This is a genomic window from Kitasatospora sp. NPDC087315, assembly GCF_044744345.1.
Lineage (GTDB): Bacteria > Actinomycetota > Actinomycetes > Streptomycetales > Streptomycetaceae > Kitasatospora.
In genome coordinates this window covers 94,634-111,640 of sequence record NZ_JBIUYD010000007.1, presented here as the reverse complement: position 1 = coordinate 111,640, position 17,007 = coordinate 94,634, and the positions used below count along the sequence as shown (strand labels likewise).

11 protein-coding genes and 3 pseudogenes are annotated in these 17,007 nt (G+C 69.2%); 7 read left to right on the top strand and 7 right to left on the bottom strand.

All coding sequences use genetic code 11. The features are described 5' to 3' along the window. Window positions 1–192: 192 nt before the first annotated feature. Window positions 193–1,062 carry a sterol desaturase family protein gene (locus ACIO5D_RS12180; protein WP_363604139.1) on the bottom strand — a complete coding sequence of 290 codons (870 nt, stop codon included), beginning with the start codon at window positions 1,060–1,062 and terminating at the stop codon, window positions 193–195. 308 nt (window positions 1,063–1,370) lie between these two features. Between ACIO5D_RS12180 and ACIO5D_RS12175 the strand changes: the two genes are divergently transcribed. Beyond that, window positions 1,371–2,135, top strand: coding sequence for a DUF4097 family beta strand repeat-containing protein (locus ACIO5D_RS12175; RefSeq protein ID WP_363604138.1), 765 nt, complete (start codon window positions 1,371–1,373; stop codon window positions 2,133–2,135). A 25-nt stretch (window positions 2,136–2,160) separates the two neighbouring features. On the opposite strand, the gene ACIO5D_RS12170 is transcribed toward ACIO5D_RS12175, so the two are convergent. Beyond that, a complete protein-coding gene (locus ACIO5D_RS12170; RefSeq protein ID WP_400794933.1) occupies window positions 2,161–3,060 on the bottom strand; it encodes a phosphorothioated DNA-binding restriction endonuclease in 900 nt (299 codons plus the stop codon). Between the two features lie 115 nt (window positions 3,061–3,175). Between ACIO5D_RS12170 and ACIO5D_RS12165 the strand changes: the two genes are divergently transcribed. Then, window positions 3,176–5,401 (top strand): hypothetical protein, encoded by a 2,226-nt coding sequence (locus tag ACIO5D_RS12165; protein WP_400794931.1) that lies wholly within the window; start codon window positions 3,176–3,178, stop codon window positions 5,399–5,401. 443 nt (window positions 5,402–5,844) lie between these two features. Here ACIO5D_RS12165 and ACIO5D_RS12160 read toward each other — a convergent pair whose 3' ends face one another. Together ACIO5D_RS12160 and ACIO5D_RS12155 are read right to left on the bottom strand one after the other, a co-directional pair. Further along, a complete protein-coding gene (locus ACIO5D_RS12160; protein WP_400794929.1) occupies window positions 5,845–6,639 on the bottom strand; it encodes a hypothetical protein in 795 nt (264 codons plus the stop codon). A gap of 235 nt (window positions 6,640–6,874) precedes the next feature. Then, window positions 6,875–7,146, bottom strand: a pseudogene (locus ACIO5D_RS12155) (integrase core domain-containing protein); the annotation flags it as partial. Window positions 7,147–7,311: 165 nt separating this feature from the next. Between ACIO5D_RS12155 and ACIO5D_RS12150 the strand changes: the two are divergent. After that, window positions 7,312–8,005: pseudogene (locus ACIO5D_RS12150) on the top strand (helix-turn-helix domain-containing protein); the annotation flags it as partial. Here ACIO5D_RS12150 and ACIO5D_RS12145 read toward each other — a convergent pair. Further along, window positions 7,992–8,168, bottom strand: a pseudogene (locus ACIO5D_RS12145) (helix-turn-helix domain-containing protein); the annotation flags it as partial. The pseudogenes ACIO5D_RS12150 and ACIO5D_RS12145 sit on opposite strands and share 14 nt — an antisense overlap. Window positions 8,169–9,041: 873 nt before the next feature. Between ACIO5D_RS12145 and ACIO5D_RS12140 the strand changes: the two are divergent. Together ACIO5D_RS12140 and ACIO5D_RS12135 are read left to right on the top strand one after the other, a co-directional pair. Further along, window positions 9,042–12,272, top strand: coding sequence for a tetratricopeptide repeat protein (locus tag ACIO5D_RS12140; RefSeq protein WP_400794927.1), 3,231 nt, complete (start codon window positions 9,042–9,044; stop codon window positions 12,270–12,272). A 213-nt stretch (window positions 12,273–12,485) separates the two neighbouring features. Further along, entirely contained in the window at window positions 12,486–12,920 is a 435-nt protein-coding gene (locus ACIO5D_RS12135; protein ID WP_400794925.1) for a hypothetical protein, read from the top strand. 195 nt (window positions 12,921–13,115) lie between these two features. On the opposite strand, the gene ACIO5D_RS12130 is transcribed toward ACIO5D_RS12135, so the two are convergent. Then, window positions 13,116–14,282: a S8 family serine peptidase gene (locus ACIO5D_RS12130; protein WP_400794923.1), complete on the bottom strand. Its 1,167-nt coding sequence runs from the start codon at window positions 14,280–14,282 to the stop codon at window positions 13,116–13,118. After that, on the bottom strand, window positions 14,257–15,486 hold the full coding sequence (locus ACIO5D_RS12125) for a S8 family serine peptidase (protein ID WP_400794921.1): 1,230 nt from the start codon (window positions 15,484–15,486) through the stop codon (window positions 14,257–14,259). The genes ACIO5D_RS12130 and ACIO5D_RS12125 overlap by 26 nt, the downstream gene beginning before the upstream one ends. Here ACIO5D_RS12125 and ACIO5D_RS12120 point away from each other — a divergent pair. Together ACIO5D_RS12120 and ACIO5D_RS12115 are read left to right on the top strand one after the other, a co-directional pair. Next, window positions 15,478–15,720 carry a hypothetical protein gene (locus ACIO5D_RS12120; RefSeq protein ID WP_400794919.1) on the top strand — a complete coding sequence of 81 codons (243 nt, stop codon included), beginning with the start codon at window positions 15,478–15,480 and terminating at the stop codon, window positions 15,718–15,720. The genes ACIO5D_RS12125 and ACIO5D_RS12120 overlap by 9 nt on opposite strands. Further along, window positions 15,710–16,810 carry a ThiF family adenylyltransferase gene (locus tag ACIO5D_RS12115; RefSeq protein ID WP_400794917.1) on the top strand — a complete coding sequence of 367 codons (1,101 nt, stop codon included), beginning with the start codon at window positions 15,710–15,712 and terminating at the stop codon, window positions 16,808–16,810. The genes ACIO5D_RS12120 and ACIO5D_RS12115 overlap by 11 nt, the downstream gene beginning before the upstream one ends. Window positions 16,811–17,007 lie beyond the last annotated feature (197 nt).

The window sequence follows — 17,007 nt, the reverse complement described above, 5'->3', positions numbered from 1 at the left end:
TCCTTGTGTCGCTGCGTTTCGCGCGCGCGGAAGAGCCGTGGGAGGCCACGCGGGCATGGGGACGGAGGCCGCGCTCCGCTCCCGGACGGGCCGAGGGCCGGCCGGCCGGAGAACCGGAGAAGAGGGCCAGGAGAGAGGCAGAAAGGAGGCAGGGAAGGCGCGGACGAAGGGACGGTTCGGGGTGCGGCGCGGTCAGGCCGGCGCGTCGTCGGCCCGCGCCGGGCGTCTCCAGGGCTGGAGATGACTGGCGATCACCGCTTCCGTCCGGGGGAAGTCGGACGGGTACTGCAGCCCCACCGCGATCGGCCGACGGCCGGGGTGCCAGGTGAAGCTGCCGAAGGCGTGGTCCCAGACGGAGAGATCGGAGCCGTAGTGTCCGGCCTCGGCCAGGTCGACGCTGTGGTGCAGCCTGTGCTGCTCGGGCCCGGCGAAGACGTGGTTGAGCAGGCCGATCCGGACATCGATGTTGGCGTGGACGAAGTAGCCCTGGGCCACCACGAACAGGCCCACCACGAACACCGACTCCGCGGAGAAGCCGGCCAGCGCGAGCGACAGCTGGACGACGCCCTGGGTGAGCAGCACGTCGACGATGTGGTTGACGCCGTTGTTGGCGACGTTCACCTTCTCCGGCACGTGGTGCACCCCGTGCAGCCGCCAGAGCCACGGATTGGTGTGGCACCAGCGGTGGACCAGATAGTTGGCGAGCGAGCCGAGCAGCATCGCCGCCGGGATCTCGGCCCAGAGCGGCAGTGCCGGATGCGGCGGTGCCAGCCAGCCGACGAGGGCCTGCACCGGCACCTGAGACAACCCCCCGCCGATCATTGTGAGGACGAAATAGACGCCGTACCAACCCCATTCACCGGCGCTCGGCTGCCACTCCGGCTCGTAGGGGATCATCCATTCGAGTAGGGTCAGATATCCGATGGTGCCGACCAGGAAGATCTGGCTCGCCCGGCCGAGATCCCATCGCCAGCGCAGGGCTGCGACCGATATCGACAGAAGTATGATCAGCAGGATCGGGTACGCGACATGCCGCAGCACCGATCGTAGCTGCCCACCCATGGCGACCCCCTTCGCGATCCACCACCGAACGATCACCGAAAGCATTCGTTCTGATACTAACGGTGGCTGGAAGATGATGCGAGGGATTTCCGAAAAGAATCACAAGCAACGGTAATTGTCTGATGATAAGCGGGCGCATTATTCGTCAGATAATGCCCCCTGAAAGTCTTTTACAAGAATAGTCAGATGACCGGCCCGCTCGGATCGGGCGCCCGGCAGCAGCCGACGACTGCCGGACAGCGAGACACCGGCCGATCTCTCCCGAACGGCAGATGTCGACGCCCCGGGCCGGCCGCGAGCATGGCGGCATGAAGAAGCCGACCGCCATACCGGCCTGGGTGGCCGCACTCCCTGCCCTGGCCGCCGCCCTCACCGGCTGCGGTGTCACCGACGACCTGGCCGCCCAACCCCGCAGCGATTCCCAGGACTTCGCCGTCCACGGCGATCAGTTCACCGTCGAGACCGACCAGGACGTGACACTGCTGCCCGCCGACGGGAAGGCCGTCAGGGTCGACCGCCACCTGACCGGCCGGGCCGCCCAGGACGGCAACGCCACCTGGGTGCTGGACGGCACCACCCTCAGACTCTCCGCCACCTGCAGCGGCATCGCACTCAACTGCCAGGCCGACCACACCGTCCACGTCCCGCGGAACATGGCCGTGACCGTCCGGGGCACCGGCCCGGCAGGCGTCACCGCCAAGGGGATCGACGGCAGACTCGATGTGACGACCGGGCAGGGCGGCGTGGACATCGACACCGCCTCCGGGCCACTGCGCGTGCGCACCCGCTCGGGCCACATCACCGCGAACGGCCTGACCTCTCCCGAGGTCGACGCGGCCAATGACCACGGCAGCGTGAAGCTCGCCTTCCGCACCACGCCCACCGCCGTCAGCGCCGGTTCCACCACCGGCAGCATCACGGTGTCCGTACCCAAGGACGGCACCCGGTACCGCGTCTCGGCCGCCGCCGGCTCCTCCCGCCCCCACGTCGACGTGGACCAGGACCCGGGCTCCCCCCGCACCATCACCGCCACCTCAAAGGTCGGCGTCGTCCGCGTCAACACGAAGGACTGACCGCCGGAACCCGATCCCCCACCCCTCACCCGACGGCCCGCGCCGCACCGTGGAACACCTGCCGAACGTGCCACTCCCGATGCCGGCCCGCGACCGCCGGAAGGCCCGGCTGCGGCCCGATCACCGACCGCCCGGCGAGCGCCAGCACCTGCTGCCGGCTGGCCTCGCCCCGCCCGACGAACCGCTGGGAGACCAGGATCCGGTGGTCCTCCCCCAGCCCCATGACCCCCTTGTCGAAGAGCTTGTGGTGCAGCGAGCAGAGACAGAGTCCGTTGTCGACGGTGTCCGGCCCGTCGTACGACCACCAGCGCACATGCGCGGCCTCCAGCCCGACCACACTCCCGCCGAGCGCCCCGTCGTACCCGCAGAACGCACACTGGAACTCGTAGGCGGTCAGTATCAGTTCACGCATCCGCCGATCACGCTGCCGCCGCGAGCCCCCGCCCCCACCACCGGGCACCCCGGTCTCGACCCCCTCCAGATCGAGCCCGACCGCCTCGCACAGCTCGACGTGCAACGACGGCGGAAAGTAGCTGTCCAGCAACACCCTGACCAGCCGCCCCAACAACGACGGATCCCTGGCAAGCGCCGCCCGCAGCCCGGCCGCCAGCCTCCCGGTGGCACCACTGGCCCGCAACTCCCGCACCCCCGTCCCCGGACTCCCCTCCCCCCGGTCGGTCCTGACCTCCCACACCCCGTCACTGACCAGATGGTGAAACGGATACGCCGGCGTCGTGGCATGCGGCGGCCCGTACTCCACGAGCAGCCGCTTCAACTCCCCCTCGACCACGCCGTACCGCAGCCCGCCGCCGGCATCCTGCTGATAACTCCCCAGCGCGTACAACAACAGCAACGGCTTGTGCGACGCCCGCACCTCATTGCTCCCCCACCGCCGCAGCGCCCCCACCCGATCAAGCCAGTCCATACCCGCCACCGTAACCCGCCCCCTGACACCTCTGCCCCTGCGCGAAGGGCTGGCAGACACTGGCGTGGCATCAGACATCCACTCCTGCGGCGAGCCCGCTTGACACTCCCGACATATGACGACTCATCAGGCAGTAGGTGGCCGAAGTGCCGCGAGGCGGCCCGACGGCCGCCCGGGGTCTTACGTCCGCACCTACACCTACGACGACCACGGCAATGAGACGTCGGCCGGCGACGCCCGAGGGTTCACCACCGTCAAGTCCTACGACAGCACGGACAACCTCCGGTCCGTGATCGACCCGAGCGGACTCCGGACCGCCTACGTCTACGACGAGGCCGGCCACATCGCGACCGTCGGCGGCACCAACACCGGAAGCGAGGGCTTCGGGCTGCTCACCAGCGTCGTCCGCCAGCCGGTCAGCGAGTCGCTGCCGGCTCGGACGACCGCCGTGTACTACGACGACGCGGCCCACCCGGGTGACACGACCCGCACGGTCGATCCGCGCGGCAATGTGAGCCGCAAGACCTACGACCCGACCGGCGCAGTCACCAGCGCGACCGACGAACTGGGCAACGTCACCAAGTACGGGTACAACACCGCCCGCGGCCTGCTGACCAGCGAGGTGGCACCGGACGGTGTCGCCGCCGGTACGTCACCGGGCTGCACCGCGCCGGCCAAGGGCTGCACGACCTACTCCTACGACGCGTGGGGCAACCGGACCGGAGCCGTCGACCCGCTCGGCCACGCCAGTACGTCCGCCTTCGACGCGGACGGGCACCGCACCTCGATGACCGACCCGAAGGGCAACACCACCCAGTACACGTACGACGCCCTCGGGAACCAGACCAAGGTGAAGCGGCCCGACGGAACGGTGCTGAGCACCGACTACAACCCCGGCGGCACGGTCGCCAGAACGGTCGACGCACTCGGCGCGGCCACCGTCTTCGCGTACGACGCCCAGAAGCGGCAGACCCTGCGCACCGATCCACTGGGCCGCGCCACCGCGAACGCCTACGACGCGGCCGGACGCCGCACGACATCGACCGATCCGAGCGGACGCGTCACCACCTTCACCTACGACGCGAACAGCCAGCCCGTCTCGGTGGCCTTCTCGGACGGGGCCACTGCGCCAGTGACCGCGATCAGCTATGACGCGGCCGGCCGGCAGAGCTCGATGACCGACGGCACCGGCACCTCCCGGCGCGTCTACGACGCGTTCGGCGAGCTGGTCTCGACGACCGACGGCGCCGGAGCGGTAACCGGCTACGGCTACGACGAGAACGGCAACCAGACGTCGATCACCTACCCCGGTGGAAGTTCCCAGACGGTCACCCGCACCTTCGACAAGGCGAACCGCCTGACCTCGGTCAAGGACTGGAACGGAAAGACCACCGGGTTCGGCTACGACGGCGCCGGCCACTGGACCTCCACGGCCTTCCCGAACGGAACCACCGCCACCACGACGCTCGACGACTCCGGGCAGCCACTGACCGACCGGCTGACCGGCGGCAGCTCAACGCTGGTCTCGCTCGCCTACACCCGGGACAACACGGGCCGCGTCAGCTCGGAGAGCCCGAGCGGCGTGCCGGGCAGCGCCCTGACCTACCAGTACACGGCGCTGAACCAGCTCAAGTCCTCCACCGCGGGGTCGGCCACGACCGACTACGCCTACGACGCCGCCGACAACCCTGTCCGGACCGGAGCCACCGGGCAGGCCTTCGACGCGGCCAACCAGCTCTGCTGGAGCACGCCGGGCTCGATGCCGGCCGTGCCGTCCTGCACCGCTCCGCCGAGCGGCGCGACCACCTACACCTGGGACCCGCAGGGCAACCGCACGAAGGCGACCACCGGGAGCACCGTCGTCACTCACACGTACGACCAGGCGAACCGCCTGACCGGTGTGAGCAGCGGCGGGACCACCAGCGCCTACACGTACAACGGCGCCGGCCTGCGGACACAGAAGACCACCGGGACGACAGCTGTCTCCTGCACCTGGGACGCGGAAAAGATCCCCAACCTGCTCTCCGACGGCTCGTCCTCGTACATCTACGGACCGGATGACCTACCGGTCGAGCAGATCACCGGCACAGGGACCCTCTGGTTCTTCCACGACCAGCTGGGCTCCACCCGCGCCCTGACCGACGCCGCGGGCTCGGTGGCCGGAGCGTACGCCTACACGCTTCTGCTGGAGGGCCGCGACGGGGCGCGCTGCCGGATCCCGCTGCTGGCCGTGCGGCGGCGGGACCGGCAGCGGCTCGTCGCCGCCCTCGAACGGACGGCCCCGCCCGGCGTCGTCCGAGAAGACCGGGCTCTGCGTGACCTGCGGGGCTTCCCGAGCTGACAGTTCCGCTGGAGGTCGTAGCCGGGTTGGATCCGCAGGTTCTTACCGGTCCTCAAGGCGGTCCAGCGCTCACGCAACGGGCAGTCGATGCAGCGGCGGTCGAAGTTCGCGGTGCCGGCGAGTGTGGGGGCCGCGGTCGGGTGACAGCGCGACGGTGTAGCCGGCCGTACCGCAGGCGGGCGCATTCGGAAGTTCCCGAGGGCCAAGCCGCCCGTAGTGCCGGGCCGTTGGGCGGGCTGGAAGAACAATGTGTGTCCGGCCTCGCCGAGGGCCTGGCGCGCGGTTCCGGTGGAGCAGAAGGTGTCGCCGAACGCCTCGACGGGCCTGTCCTCGCAGGCGAGCAGGTCTACGGCGGTGTTCGCCTCTGCGACCGCCGGCGGGCGGTTGTGTCCGCGAGCTCGCGAGTGCCGCCTGCGACCGTTGGCGCCGCTCGACAGATCCGATTAACTCGAACCGGTGCCGAAGGAGCGCAGTTGGTAGTAGTCGCCGCCGTACGAGGCATCGCGTGCTTTCTGCAGCACGGTCGCGACCGGGCCGGAACGGTGGAGCGGGCTGTCGATGACGGTGCCCTGTCCGGACGCGAAGGCGTTGGCTACCCGGGGTTCCATGGCGTCCAGCCAGGCCGTGGCGGACGCCGGCGCCGCCCCGGGGTGGTCCAGGCTCGCGCAGTCGTGCAGAAAATCGGCGCGCTTCGTGGCCGAGGCCGTCACAGAACAGGACAGGGAGATCAGATCTCCGTCGAGGCTCCACACCGCGGCGATCGATGTCGCCACCTCCCCGCTCCGTTTGACGCCCGACGTGTGCCAGACGGTCGGCCGGCCGGGAAACTCGACCTTCTGCCGGGTGTCCAGGGTTATGCCCCAGGTGGCGGCGAAGCGGTTCAGGTATGACTCGCCGGTGTACCCACGCTTGATCACCTGGCTTTTGACGACTGGGACAGCGGTGCCCGGTGCCGGTTCGCTGGGCCAGTCCGTCAGGCTCTGCGAGTCCGGGGCGGCACTGGACGAGCCCGCCGAGCTCGCCGGGCCCGCCGGGGCCGGTGAGTCGGGAACCGTGCCGGACTGGGTGACCGAGCCCGTCGGGGACGACGAGCCCGGGCCCTCACCCGGGCTGATTCGGGTGGCGGCTTCGGCTCCGGGCCGGTTCGGGTCCTTGTCGTGCGAGGTCGAGCATCCGGCCAGGACGGCGAGGATCGCGGCGGCCGCGGCTGCGCGCGTCAGGGGGTGGGTGGGGCTCAAGGACGGCTCCTTCGGGCTGGCGGTGTCGTGCGGTTGGCCGGAACGGCCCCGGGACGCCCAAACGCGTCCCGGGGCCGCTTGCGGGTCAGGCCGGCTGTGGGCTTGACGTCACGTCAGTCTTTCCAGCAAAGGGCGGTACTGGATGGGGACGAGGCCGGAACGAAGGCCATGGCATCGAACGCCATGGCTTCGCCACCAGTCTGGATGGAGGGGCCCCGGAGTGTGGACACTAGTGCTATGCGGCGAGTGCCGGCGCAGCTGATCGTTGTTCGAACTCGATCGGACTGAGGCAGTTCAGCGCGGAGTGCCTCCTGCGGGTGTTGTACCGGGTGATCCACCGGAAGACCGCCGGGCGGGCGGCACGGGCTCCAGCCCAGCGCTTCGCGCCCTGCAGAGTCTCCCGCTTCAGGGTCGCGTCGAACGCCCGGCGGCCGCGTTGTCCGCGCTCGTGCCGACCGCGCCACGGCCCCTGGCCACACCCAGCTCCCGGAAGATCAGGGCGAATTCATTGAACCCGACTGTGACCCGCGATTCACATCCGGCCTCTCGCGGTCCGGTGGGCCGGCGGACTCCCGGGCTCTGATGCCACATCAAGCAACGTTCGCCCCGCTGTGATTGTGATGTGCCATCCGGAGGATGCTCCGGACGGCACATGCGCGCCAAGCTGTGCGCGTGGCAGAGCGAGTACGGGTCAGAGAGATCGATGACGACGAGGGCAGACGGCTGCTGCGGCTGTCCGCCCAACGCGTGAGCGTGGCGAAGATCGCCGAGGTGACGTTCACCAGCGCGGACCGGGTCCGGGACGTGATCCACAACTTCAACGCCGACGGCTTCGAATCGCTCTATCCGAAGTACCGGGGTGGACGGCCGAGGACGTTCACGCTGCCCGAGCGCCGGGAGATCAAGAAGATCGCCAAGTCCAGGCCGACCGAACACGGCCCGCCGTTCTCGACCTGAAGCCTGGCCAAGCTGGCCGACTTCCTGGTTACCGGGGGTGGTCTACGACATCAGCCACGAGGGCCTGCGGGTCCTGCTCCGCGAGGAAGGCGTCTCCTTTCAACGCGTGAAGACCTGGAAGACCTCCCGCGACCCGGACTACGCGGCCAGGAAGGCCCGGGTCGAGCACCTCTACGCGATCGCCGACGGTGAGGTCATCCCCGAGGAAGGCGAGCCCGAAGTCGTCTTCTGCCTCGACGAGTTCGGGCCGCTCAACCTCCAACCCCACCCCGGCCGGAAGTGGGCGGAGCGCGGCGGCCACCACAAGGACCCCGACCGCGAGCCACGGCCACGGGCGACCTACACCTGCCCGCACGGGGTTCGGCACCTGTTCGCGGCCTACGATCTGGCCAGGGACCAGCTCTACGGTCTTTGCCCCATCTCATGTCTCGGGACACCGTCGATGGATCGCGGCCGAGGCGTCGCGCGGTCTCCCGGACTCCGATGCCCTGCGCTTTGAGGATCGCGATCTCTTCACGCTCGTGGAAGGACAGGTACCGGCCGGACTGTGGGGCAAGATCCATCGGTGGCATGCCGCCACCGTGCCGAAACCACCTGCAACCCGCTGCCTGGGATACGCCAGCACCCCCTTCGCGATCTCCCGCCAGAACTGGCGTTCCACTTCCCGCCGAAGCGCTGGCGCACCCGGGGATTTCATCGGCGACCGCCCGGTCAACGCCGCCATCCACCCTGCTGGCCTGCCCATCAACACCTCCGAGGACGAGGTGTTGCGACGACCGATTGAATCCGCACCGGGCGCCGTGGTCCGAGTGAAACACCACCCCGCGCACGTCCCCGCCCCGGACACCGGCCGCCGAGCGGACCGCGTCGACCACCAGGCCGGAACGCATGTGCTCTGCCAACGCCTGCCGGCCGGTCAAGGAACAACAAAAGACCCAGGTCAGAGGCTATCTGCCCTGGGCCTTCACTGAGCCGCCTATGGGATTCAAACCCATGACCTACGCATTACGAGACCACGAGGGTTCGTGATGCCTGGTTCCAGCTCGTGCTCTGCGGTGCCGTTTTGCCTGATCAGAGCACATGCGATCAGTTGACCCATCCCACCTCGTGTTACCCCGTCCAAAGGCGTCCGGCCGCACACCGGCCGCACATGTCACACCAGACTCTCCAGCCCTTCGGCGGCCCGCGCTTGTCGATGCCCCACAACTGACTAGCTCGTTGGGACCAGTGGCCCGCCGCTATAGCGGCCGACACTGACCCGGCCGGGGGGGCTGCGCGTACGCTGCATGCTGGACCGGGCGACGCTCGACCGGTCCGGAGGGGACGGAGATGAGCACGCGCAGGGGGCCATCGGCGGGGTGGTCCCGTCCGGGCCGGGCCGCACCCAGAAGCGACAGAACCCAGCTGACGGCCACCGTTGGCGGCTGGGGCCGGGAGGCCGCGCAATGACGAACTTCGTCTTCGAGGCGACAGGGCCTGGGTCCGTCGCCGCCCACCGGATCGGCACCGCGATTACCGGCCCGGTCACCGTCCTGTCGGCCGAACTGTTGAACTCCGCGCGCGACGTACAGGCCCCCGTAGGGCTCACCAACCTGCCGCCGCTCCCACTATGTCTCGGCCGAGCAGATGCGCTGGCCAGGCTGCAGGGCACGTTCACAGCGGAGCATGGGCAACCGGCCACTGGGGCGGCTATCGTCCATGGCCTCGGCGGCGTCGGCAAGAGCACCGTGGCACTCGCGTATGCTCACCGGCACCGTCGCGATCACAGCGTGGCGTGGTGGATAAACGCGGCTTCGCCTGCCCATATCGAGCAGTCACTGGCCGCCCTTGCCCTGCGGCTGATCCCCGCCTGGGCCAGCCATGCCGCCATCGAGGAACGCGCCGCCTGGGCGATGATGTGGCTGCAGTGGCACCCCGGTTGGCTGCTGGTTTTCGACAACGTCGAGGACCCGGCCGACCTGCGGCCCTATGCGAGCGCACCGGACGGCTGTGTCATCGCCACCAGTCGGCGGGCGGTCGGCTGGCCGGTCGGCCTCCCGGCGCTCGCCCTGGGTCTCCTCGACCTGGCCGAGGCGAGCGAGCTCCTCTGCCGGCACGTGCTCGGCGAGTCTGCGCCCACCCCCCGACAGCTGCAGGAGGCCCGGGCCCTCGCCTCCGACCTCGGGCGGCTACCCATCGCGCTGGAGCAGGCCGGTGCCTACCTCTCGCAGAACCCGACGATAGGCATCGAGAGCTACCGCCGAAAACTGACGGCCAAGTTGGACAAGGGCTCGGACGGACACGATCCCGAACGCACCGTCGCCCGGATCTGGCGCCAGACGATCAGCACCCTGACCGAGCGCAGCCCGTTGGCGGTCTCCCTCCTGTCCATACTGGCGTGGCTCGCGCCCGACGATATCCCGGTGGACCTGCTGGCCCCGGCCGCCACTGAAGAAGACACCGACGACCTGCACGAGGCCCTCGGGCTGCTCCGCGCCTACTGCATGATCACCCTCACCCGGGACACCGTGAGCGTCCACCGACTGGTGCAGGCCACCCTCCGGAATCAGCCGGCCCTCGGCGGCACGGCCCCGGCCGGCCGGCTGGAGGCCGAGCGGCTGCTGACCGCCGCGGTCGTCCCGCTGGGCGAACCACCGAGTTCCGGTCGGTCCCCCGCCTGGGAGCGGCTCCTCCCGCACCTCGTCGCGCTTGCGGCCACTACTCCTGACGGCCACTCGGACACCTTTCCCGCCGGACGGTACGCCGCCGCTGCGACCTACCTCACTGACCTCGGCCACGACGCCCGCGCCGTTCCGCTGCTCAAGGCGGCCTTGGCTGGCTGCGAAGCCCTCGCCGGGCCCGCGCACGAGCTCACCTTGAAAGTCCGCGCGAACCTGGCCAGCGCTTACCACGGCGCCAGGGAGTTCGGCCGGTCCATCGCGGTCCTCGAGCCGTTGGTCGCCCAGTGCGCGCGGGTCCTCGGCGACTCGCACCCGGGGACGCTCACGGTCAGCTCCAACCTCGCCAACTCCTACCGTGATGCCGGCGACCTGGAGCGCGCCCTCACACTCCACGAGGCCACCCTGGTCCACCGCCGGCAGACACTCGGCGACGATCATCCCGACACCCTCGTCAGCTGCGAGGAGCTGGCCTGCACCTATCAGGCCGCCGGCGACTTGGACCGCGCCCTCCCCCTGCACGAAGCGACCCTGGCGCAGTACGAGCGGTGGCTCGGACCGGCTCATCCGGCCACTTTGACCAGCCGAAACCACCTGGCCGCAGCCTGCCTCGCCGCCGGCGACCTGGACCGTGCCATCCCCATGTACACCGCAGTCCTCGCCGAGCGGCAGCAAGCGTTCGGCGACAGCGATCCTGACACCATCACCAGCCGAAACAACCTCGCCTACGCCTACGTGATCGCCGGACGCCCCGACCGAGCGGCGCAGCTTCTCGAGACGGCCCTGGTCCGGAGCGAGGAGGTGTATGGGGAGTCGCACCCGGAGACCATCGCCGTCCGCGCGAACCTCGGCTGCGCCTACCGGGACGGCGGGCACGCGCCGCGTTCGCTCCCGCTGCTGGAGACCGCGGCCGCGCAGAGCGCCCACCTGCTCGGCGACGCCCACCCCCAGACCCTGACCACCAGGAACGGGTTGGCAGAGGCATACCGAGTCGTCGGCGACCACGAACGGGCAATCGGCGAGTACGAAGCCGTCCTCGAGTACCGTTCCACGCTGCTCGGCGAGACCCATCCCCACACCCTCGCCACCCGCAGCGGTCTCGCCAAGGTCTACCTCGTGGCGGGCGACCCGGCCCGCGCCGTCCCGCTGTTCGAGGCCGTCGTCGCCCAGTGCGAGCAGGTCTTCGGCGACTCCCACCCCGACACCCTGGCCAACTGCGTCAGTCTGGCCGATGCCCTACGCCTGACCGACGATCCAGCGCGTGCCGTCACCCTCGGGGAGACGGCGCTGGAGCGGTGCGTCCGGTCGCTCGGCGAGGAGCACCCACACACCGTGCTGTGCCGGAGCAACCTGGCCACCGCATACCTCACGGTCGGCGACGCCCAGCATGCCCTCCCGCTCCTCGAAATTACCGTGCGCAGCACCGTCCGCCTCTTCGGCGCCACCCACCCTCACACCGTCGCTGGCCGGACCAACCTGGCCGCCGCCCACCTCGAGTCCGGTAACGCGGCCCAGGCCCTCGCCCTCCTGGAGGAGCTCCGCGCTCAGTTGGACGCCGAACTCGGCGGCACCCACCCGGAAACGCTCCAGTGCACTGCCATGCTGGCCCGCGTCCTCGAAAGGTCTGGCGGCCTCGCCCGCGCGACCGAACTTCTGGAACACAGCGTCGCGCTCGCCGAAGTGGAGCTCGGCGCCACCCACCCGGACACCCTCGAGCAGCGGCGGCACCTGGCCGAGATCTACCGGGCCGACGGCCGTCCCGATCAGGCCATGCCGCTTTACGAAGCCGCCCTCGTCCACTGGCAGCAGACCCTCGGCGACCACCCCAACATCCTGGTCACCCAACTCACCCTGGCGGATACCTATCAGGAGGCTGGCGCCCCTCGGAAGGCGATCGCCCTCTACCGGGCAGCCCTGGACCGGATCGAGCCCGCCCTGGATCCGGACAACCCGCTCATCGCACAGATCCGCGCAAGGATCGACTCAGCCGGGTCGGCGCCTTCGGGGGCTGGCCGTTAGCATGCCGCGACAGGTCTCCGTTTTCCATGGTGAGCGGCCTGGCACTGGGGAGTGCAGCCAGGCTGCCTCAGGGGCAGGAAGGTCTTCGCTTGACTCGCGTGGAGTGAGGCCGACCGGCGGGCGGCGAATTGCAGAGTTACCGCGTAGGCGCTGGCTGGGCGTCCTAGTCTGACGTCCTAGCACCAGTCAATGGCAGGAAATCAGAGGTGTCTTATGGAAGCGGAGATCGTGGAGTTTGTGGAACAGGCAGGGTCGTATCTAAGCGCGGCCTTGGGTGCCTATGGTGCGGGGGTGCTGGCCCGGGCTGAGGACGCTGCGGTGGGAGCAACGGCGAACGCAGGGCGCAATATATTGCACGCGATCTGGCGGCGTCGGAGCCCCTCCGGGCGCCCGGAGCTAGAGGCGGCGGTACGTGAGGCGGCCGAGGACCCGGAGGACACCGATGCCGCCGCCGCGCTACGCCAGCAGATCAAGCGGACGCTACGGGAGGATCCGCAGTTGCTTGCCGAACTGACCGCCCAGCTTCCCGCAGCCGGTACGGTGACGATCACCGCGTCCGGTGAACGATCCATCGCCGCACAGACAATCGGCACGGCCGTCACCGGCGACAACACCACGATCCGTCCGTGCCCCAACCCCCTCCCCTAACTCGGTGCCGTAGTGGTCACGGCAAGCGGCTGAGGTAAGCCGGGGCCGTGGTGCGGATGGTTTCCTCGGGGATATCACCGGCGTGGGCTTCAACGGCCAAGCTGACACCAGGAGTCGCAGGAACACCGAAGGCCCGGCTGTACTGGTGACCAGTCTGAGCGAGGCCAGCGACGAGCGAATGCCGCGTTCGGGCGGTCAGAACAGGCGCATGCCGATGGGCACCTCGGTCTCCGCGGCGTTGCTGATCCCGACCGGCACTGGGACACCGAGTTGGACCGCGGTCGGAGTGTAGAGATCAGCGGTGACCTCGGACGTGCTCAGCGAGACGAGGAGCGCGTAGGGAACCGGGCGACCGACACGGTCGCTGCTGTTGTGGTACTTCCACCAGCCGCCGGCGGGGAAGACCGCGAGGACGCCGCAGTCAGCCAGGTCGCGGGCGGTTCCTCGCCAGATGTCAGCATGCAGGGAACCGCGGTCGCGGTTGGTCTGACCGATGAGCCAGTCACGGTCAGTATCGAATGGCTGGATCCTGGTCCGAGAATCGTCCTCCGCCTGGGCATGTTGGGCGATGCGCCGCTCGAACGCGGCCACGGTCTCGGTAGGACCCTTGAGAGCAAACCGTAGGCGGTGCGAGGCGTAAGTGTGCTGGCCCAACATGCCTCGGCGGCCGGGGTTGGGCTCAACGAAGTAGGAGAGCGTCACGCGCAGCCTGACTTCTGCCGCATCGAGGTCGAGCAACTGTTCGCGAGGCCACGGAAGCTCATGGAGCTTGAGCTCGCCGAGGTGGACTGCCCCATCGTCACGGCGGAACGGCACCAGGGAGTTCTGGACAATCAGGGTGACGGCGTTCGCAGTGCTCGCCAGAACCCGCTCTTCGGTAGGAACGCCCCAGCCGTAACGGCGCAGTAGCGTGCGGGCGAGATTGCCCGCACTACCTTTGCGACGGCCGTTTCGGTTGTAAAGGCCTTCCAGCATGACCGGAGTCCACTCCGCTTCGTGAACCAGCAGACCGCGAATAGCTTCGGGTCGTAGCCCGGGATAACGGGCGTAGGCGAGAGCCGCCAGGCGGGCGGCCTGAGCAGTTGCCGGGCTGGTCGCGTGCACAGTGGTCAGGTGGCGGCCGAGGTCGCGGCGGTCGGTGGTGGTCAGCTGCACGACGTCGTGGCCGGTGACTTGGGTGAGGTCAGCGTCGATGAGGAGGTTGCCGCCCTCCATGACGATGTCGGGCTTGATGGGTGCCGCCTCGGGGAACTGCACGGAGGTTCGACTATGCGGGGAGAGCTGGCCAGAAGCAGCCACGGGTCGATACCCCTGGAAGCTCGGATCCGTGGGGACGTCATCGCGCTCGGTGTAGGCGCCCACGGTGAGGATGTTCCACGCCTGTGCGGGGGTCTTCGATGCGAGACGTATCGCACAGGGTGAGATGGTCAACAATTCCGTCAGCGTTGACGAGATCGGCGGCGCGGTGATCTCGGACGTTGTCGGCGGAGACGACGATCAGCCGGGCGAGTTCTGGCTCGGGTGGTCCGATCAGGTCGAGCCGGTCATCAGTGACAACGACATCGGTTCCTGCCGCAAGTGCGTCCAGGGAAGCGGACCACAGCGTGGCGGTGCCGTCGGTGCCACCCATGCCGTCCCCGGATTCCACGGTCACTGCCATGGAGTAGACCCGGCTGCGGACTGGCTCGGGCTGAGCGGTTTCCGCGGTGGTCACGGCGACTGCGGTGACCTCGCCGTACGGGCGAAGCTGGTCTCTGCCTCGGCGGGGCAGGACCTTCACGGACTCAAGGTGGTGTTCCAGCTGGACAGCACCGTGTGAGTCGAGCGCTTCTTCAAGAGCGTCGCCGAACAGGGCAAGGCCGCCCATCTGGGTGCCGTGGCCGGCGTTGTCACCAGGTCCCTCCCCCTCGATGACGCTGTGGGCTCCGATGATGCAGGCGCGCAACAACGCGTGCTCCTGGTCGATGCCGGTGTCGAGCAAGGTCACCGCAGGGGCTCCCGGGGCTGCGGGACTGAGTCGTTCGGCAAGGTCAAGGACGAAGTCATGATGGAGATCACGCAGGTCTCGGCTGTGGAATTCCTCGGCGAAGGTGGGTTTGCGAATCTCGGACGGGCAGGCGTTGGTGGTCAGTACCCGGGCGAGTTCGCGTGCGATGGTGCTGACCTGCGCCACACGAAAGTGGCCGATGCCAATGCTGCGGCGGAGCATGGACCAGCCGTGGGCGTCGGCCAGGGCACGGAGGCTTTCCACCTGATCGGCATCGGTGAGTGCGGGGTCGAACCACAGCTCCCACCATGCTTCGGTTTCGGGGCCTGGGAGCGGCTCTTCTTCCTGCCACAGGCTCTGGATAGTGGCCTGCTCGATCTGCTCAATATTGGCAATCAGCTCGTTGTTCTTGGGCCTCCCGTAGCGGGTGTCCTCGGTGAACTGTTCTTCAGAAAGGCCGGGGCAGCACCATCGGGAATCCATACGGGCCCGGGGCTGTTCACGGTCAGTGCCGTCGCGTACGACCGGCTGTTCACCTTCGCCGAGGAGCGGTCCTACCGGACGCGGGCGATGATCCACTCGCACCCGGAGGAGGCTTTCCTGTCGCGGACCGACCGCCTGTACTCGCTGCGGGTGCCGGGGTTCGTCAGCGCTGTCGTCCCGACCTACGCGGCACCGCCCGCGGACCCGGCGGCGTGGGGGTGGTGGCGCTTCGACCGGGACTGGGTGCCCTGCTCTGCCCCGGTCGTCGATGGGGCGCTGCCCCCTGTGCTCACGCTGCTGTTCGACGAGGAGGGTGTCCGTGCGTACTGACTACAGCCGCAGCGTGCGCTTGGGCGGCCTGGCCGCCGGCGTGGACGAGTCCACCCTTCGGGAGCGGATGGAGGGGAGCCTCGTCCACCTCACCGCAGACGGGCGCCTGCCCGCGGTCGCCGAGACCCTCGAAGTGCTGGTGGCCGACCTGCGCCGGTGGCCTGTCCGGCTGAGCCTGGACCCCGGCCGCAGGCCGGGACGGCTCGACGACGCACTCGTCCGCCAACTGGTGGAGACAGCGGCCGGGATCGACCCGAACCTGCCGCTTCGCATCGGCGAGGCCCTGGGCGAAGCGCCGCTGCGTCTGCATGTGGGCACCGAACCGCTGCCGGACGTCGCGGTGGCCGGTGCACCGGACGGGCACGGGACCCGACTGCGGCACGCCGGCCATCCTTTCCCCAGGCTCAACGCACCCGGTACCGGGCTGGGCGCGGTCCTCACCGCGGCGATGCTGGTCGGCGAGGCGTTCAAGGTCGTCGCCGGGCTGCCGGAGGGGAAGTTCCAGGTCACCCCAGTGGTGGACTTCTGTCCCGTCCTGCCCGGCGAGCAGCCCGGGACTGCCATCGTCCCGCCGCCAGTGCTGGAGCAAGTGCTGCTGGGCGGTGGCGGTGCGATCGGCACCGGCATCGCCTTGGTCCTGGACCTGCTGCGGGTCTCCGGTGAGCTGACGGTGGTGGACAAGGAGGTCTTCGAGAAGCCGAACGTCACCTCCTACAGCACTGGCACCCTGGCCGACGCGGCCGCGCTCCTGCCGAAGGTGCGGCTGATCGCCGCGCGCCTACGGCGGATCGAGGTGATCCCCTTCCACAGGACGATCCAGGACTCCATCGAGGCCGTCGACACCGGCACCCTGCCGTGGCCCCGAACCGTCCTCGGCGGACTGGACAGCATCGGCGCCCGACATGACCTGCAGCGCCTGCACGCCGACCTCACCCTGGACGGCAGCACCGGCGGCCCAGTCGGCACCACCGTCGCCCTGCACGAAGCGCTGCCCACCGGCCCCTGCCTGCGCTGCTACTACAAGGCCGACCACTCCGGGAAGAGCGCGGAGCAACGACTCCACGAACTGACCGGGCTCCCGCTTGCATGAATCGCCCATGGCCAGGAGCCGCTGACCGAACAGGACTTGGAATGCCTGGACGATCAACAGCGTGAACTCGGGCGGCAATTCCTCGGGCGGCCAGTGTGCGGGCTGATCAACTCGGCGGAGCTGAGCGGCGGGACGGACGACACTTTCCGGCCCTCGGCCGCGTTCGTGGCCCAACAGGCCTCATGCTTGGTCGTCGG